At 71.7% G+C, this 3,504-nt stretch carries 3 protein-coding genes and 3 pseudogenes; 4 read left to right on the top strand and 2 right to left on the bottom strand.

Features of this window, described 5'->3' with window-relative positions; all coding sequences use genetic code 11:
* From ABZ260_RS48670 to ABZ260_RS48655, 4 genes and pseudogenes are all read left to right on the top strand, one after another.
* Window positions 1-195: pseudogene (locus ABZ260_RS48670) on the top strand (hypothetical protein); the annotation flags it as partial.
* Window positions 196-227: 32 nt separating this feature from the next.
* The gene (locus ABZ260_RS48665; protein ID WP_355632103.1) at window positions 228-575 is read left to right on the top strand and encodes a metalloregulator ArsR/SmtB family transcription factor; all 348 of its coding nucleotides are present in this window, start codon (window positions 228-230) and stop codon (window positions 573-575) included.
* A gap of 247 nt (window positions 576-822) precedes the next feature.
* Window positions 823-1,041 (top strand): annotated as a pseudogene (locus ABZ260_RS48660) (pyridine nucleotide-disulfide oxidoreductase); the annotation flags it as partial.
* Between the two features lie 472 nt (window positions 1,042-1,513).
* Window positions 1,514-2,800 carry a M28 family peptidase gene (locus ABZ260_RS48655; RefSeq protein ID WP_355632100.1) on the top strand — a complete coding sequence of 429 codons (1,287 nt, stop codon included), beginning with the start codon at window positions 1,514-1,516 and terminating at the stop codon, window positions 2,798-2,800.
* A 91-nt stretch (window positions 2,801-2,891) separates the two neighbouring features.
* Here ABZ260_RS48655 and ABZ260_RS48650 read toward each other — a convergent pair whose 3' ends face one another.
* Window positions 2,892-3,305: an arsenate reductase ArsC gene (locus ABZ260_RS48650; RefSeq protein WP_355632098.1), complete on the bottom strand. Its 414-nt coding sequence runs from the start codon at window positions 3,303-3,305 to the stop codon at window positions 2,892-2,894.
* Window positions 3,298-3,504 (bottom strand): annotated as a pseudogene (locus ABZ260_RS48645) (arsenical-resistance protein); the annotation flags it as partial. The gene ABZ260_RS48650 and the pseudogene ABZ260_RS48645, both read right to left, overlap by 8 nt.

The following is a 3,504-nucleotide window of genomic DNA, read 5'->3' as shown; positions in this document are numbered from 1 at the left end:
CTCCCGTGCGGGCATCGACAGTCCCTTCCCCATCCAGCGGGCCGCATCGCCGCCTTCTCCGTCGCCGACAAAGCCCTGGCGCCGCTGGGCGCGGTCGCGCTGGCCCAAGCGGTCGGCTACCAGTGGGTGATGGCAGCCGTTGCGGTGGCCTGCGCGATCGCCGCGTTCGCGCTGGTCGCCTACCATCGCGTATGATTTAGACAAATGTCGAATTAAGGGGTTGTTGTATGACCGCCGCCACCACCCAGTGCTGTGCCCCGATCGCCCGCGAACCCATCTCACCAGCCGACGCGGCCGAACTCGCGGCGGCGCTCAAGGCGGTCGCCGACCCCGTCCGGTTGCGTCTGCTGTCGATGATCGGCTCCCACCCCGGCGGTGAGGCGTGCGTGTGTGACCTGACCGGCGCCTTCGACCTGAGCGCCCCCACCATCTCCCACCATCTCAAGACCCTGCGGGTGGCCGGGCTGATCGACAGTGAGCGGCGCGGCACCTGGGTCTACTACTGGATCGTCCCCTCGGCGGTGGCCCGGCTGAGCGCACTGTTCACCCCGCTGGCCGAGCCCGCGAACGCGTGAGCCCGACCGAGGCGACGGCACCATCACCTTCGCCGCGACGGGTCGACGTGCTGGTGGTCGGCGGCGGGCTACCACCTGCGTCGGGCGAAGGCCGATTTCGTCATTCTCGACGCCCAGAACCGGCCGGGCGGCGCCTGGCGGCACGCCTGGCCCTCGCTTCGGCCGTTCTCTCCCGCCCGGTACAGTTCACTGCCGGGCCGGATGATGCCCGTGCCCGCAGGCGGGGCCTCTCCGAGCGCGGTGCCGGTGCACCGGGTTCCGCCCCGCGCTCGGCCACCTGGCTCCGCTGCAACTGCGCGGCCACGACGGCCTGATCCCCACCGAGGGCACCCGCGCGCTCGGAGAACCTCGCCCGCATCTGCTGGGCTACGGCGACTGGACCGGTCCCGCCTCGGCCACTTTGATCGGCGCCGCCCGCACCGCTAAAACCTGTGTCGCCGAAGTCCTGCAGCAGTTCGGGTCCTGACGCCCGCTCCTTGTGGTGAGAGGCGGGGACGCGATCGTTCACGGTGAGCGGCGTCCAAACGCGGGGAAGAACGCCGCCTGGGCCGAGAGCGCGTCTCACCATTTTGATTAGATGCTCTTCTAACTTGACATTTCTCTAATCAAGGTGAAACGCTGACCCTACTTAGATATCCGTCAAATCCAAGTGAGGTCGGTGCGGCGCAAGCACGTGCGCCACCGACCCGAAAGGGGCACACCATGGCAGGCGAGAGCACCGGTGGATTCATCGGGAACCTGCAGGAAGCCTTCACCCCGCCCGCGGCCGGAGGATGCTGCGGAGGCCCCGCTCCCACCGCATCCAACGACGCCGTTTCCGTAGCCGTGTCGTGTTGCGGAGGTACGACCGAGGCCGAGCAGACCGCCCAGACCGAGGGCCGCGGCCAGGCACCGGCCACCCCGGCCGCAGCCGGTAACACCTCCGGTGGATGCTGCGGATGAGCTCCCCGACCCCCGCCTCCCCGCCTGTGCCACCAGAGGCGGCCGAGGCCCCCGGCCTGGCGGCCGCCCTGGAACAGGTGAGCGCGCGGCGGATGCTCGACTGCGTCACGGAGCTGGCCGCCGACCGCTACGCGGGCCGCCGGGTGGGCACCCCTGGCGGCCACGCCGCCGCCACCTGGCTCGCCGACCGGTTACGCACGCTGGGCGCCGATGTTCGGCTTGACCCGTTCGATGTCGCCGGGGTGCGAGAGCTGTATCGCACCCCGGTGTTGCAGTGGAGCACCGGCCGGGCAACCCGGCGGTTGGAGCATCGCCGCGATTTCGTCGAGCACCCGGCCTCGGCCGAACTGCCCGATTCGCACTCGGCGCCGCTGGCGGACGCGGGCACGGCGGATCTCGGCGGGCGCTGGGTGCTGGCTCCGGCCGGCGAATGGGCGCAGACCTGCCGGCGCGCCGAAGCCGACGGCGCCCTCGGCGTGCTGACGGCCCGAAACACCGACGACGACGGGTGGATGCCCAAAATGATCGCCGGGCCCGCCCGGCATGCGGTGGCGGTCATCGGAGTACGCACCGACCTGCACCGGCAGCTGGCCGATGCCCTCACCGCGGGGGAAGTGACCGTGACCGCGTCGGCACCGCTGCGCGCGGTCGGTGTTGGCGGTGTCAACGTTCACGGCCACCTGCCGATCGGGCCGGACGTGCCGGATGAGGGGGCGGGGGAAGGGACGGCGGGTGGGCCGAGGGTGCTGCTGACGGCGCACTTCGACGGAGTGGGCGACGACCCGGGCCGTCGCCTGCCCGCCGCGGCCGACAACGCCTCCGGGGTGGCCGCGATCCTGGAAGCCGCCCGTGTCCTCACCACCACCTTGACCGTGCCGGTGGATCTGAGGGTGTCCTTCCTGGACGCCGAAGAGGTCGGTGCCTGGGGTTCGGCCCACCACGCCCCCGCTGTGGCGCCGGGCACCCAGGTCATCAACCTGGACGGGGCCGCACAACTGCACCAGGCGGCCGCGGTCGAGGCGGGCGGCCCGGCCCATGCCCTGCTGGCCGTCTTGGACCGGGCCGGGCGCCGCACCGGGGTGGCGCTGCGGGCCGGAGCGATGGCCTCGGACAACCGCCGCTACGCCGCGGCGGGGCTGGCCGCGATCGGCATCGGCATGGGCATGCCCGGCTACCAGACCCCCGCCGAGACCCCCGACCGCGTCGAGCCGGCCACCCTGATGGCCGCCGCCCGCCTGCTCATCTCCACCGTCTGGCTGCTGGCCGGCACGCAGCGCCCCTGAGCGGGGCGCCTTGTCGGACCTGGACCGCCGGCGTGGACCTGCGGTCCAGGCGTTCTGGGCCACGGGCCCGGCTCAGGCCGCCCAGGCCGGGTCATCGGGCGTCGAGATCGGCGATCAGTTTTTCGACACGGGCTCGGATCTCGTCGCGGATGCTCCGGACGGCCTCGATGTCCCGGCCGGAGGGGTCGTCGAGCTTCCAGTCCTCGTACCGCTTGCCGGGGAAGAACGGGCAGGTGTCCCCGCAGCCCATGGTGATGACCACATCGCAGACCCGCACGGCTTCGACGGTCAGCACCTTGGGCTGCTCAGCGGCGATGTCGATGCCGACCTCGGCCATCGCCCGCACCGCGACCGGATTGATCGTCTCTGCGGGCTGCGACCCGGCCGAGCGGACCTCGATCCGATCGCCTGCCAGATGGGTGAGCCAGCCGGCGGCCATCTGGGAGCGTCCGGCGTTGTGCACGCAGACGAACAGGACCTGGGGTGTATCGGCTGTGTCAGGCATGGACTGATCCCTTTGGTGCGGGGGTGGTGGAGAACAGGCGGCGGCCGGCCAGGCTGACGTAGACCAGGGTGACCAGGACTGGCACCTCGATCAGCGGGCCGACCACCCCGGCCAGGGCCTGGCCGGAGGTGACCCCGAAGACGCCGACCGCGACCGCGATGGCCAGCTCGAAGTTGTTGCCCGCCGCAGTGAAGGCGAG

Origin of the sequence: Streptosporangium sp. NPDC006013 (assembly GCF_040614275.1) — a bacterium.
GTDB lineage: Bacteria > Actinomycetota > Actinomycetes > Streptosporangiales > Streptosporangiaceae > Streptosporangium.
Note: the sequence above shows the minus strand (reverse complement) of the source record. Positions and strands in the feature narration are given on the sequence as shown.

Coding starts and splice junctions, on each gene's coding strand:
- ABZ260_RS48665 (WP_355632103.1), top strand. CDS start 228: ATGACCGCCGCCACCACCCAGTGCTGTGCCCCGATCGCCCGCGAACCC.
- ABZ260_RS48655 (WP_355632100.1), top strand. CDS start 1,514: ATGAGCTCCCCGACCCCCGCCTCCCCGCCTGTGCCACCAGAGGCGGCC.
- ABZ260_RS48650 (WP_355632098.1), bottom strand. CDS start 3,305: ATGCCTGACACAGCCGATACACCCCAGGTCCTGTTCGTCTGCGTGCAC.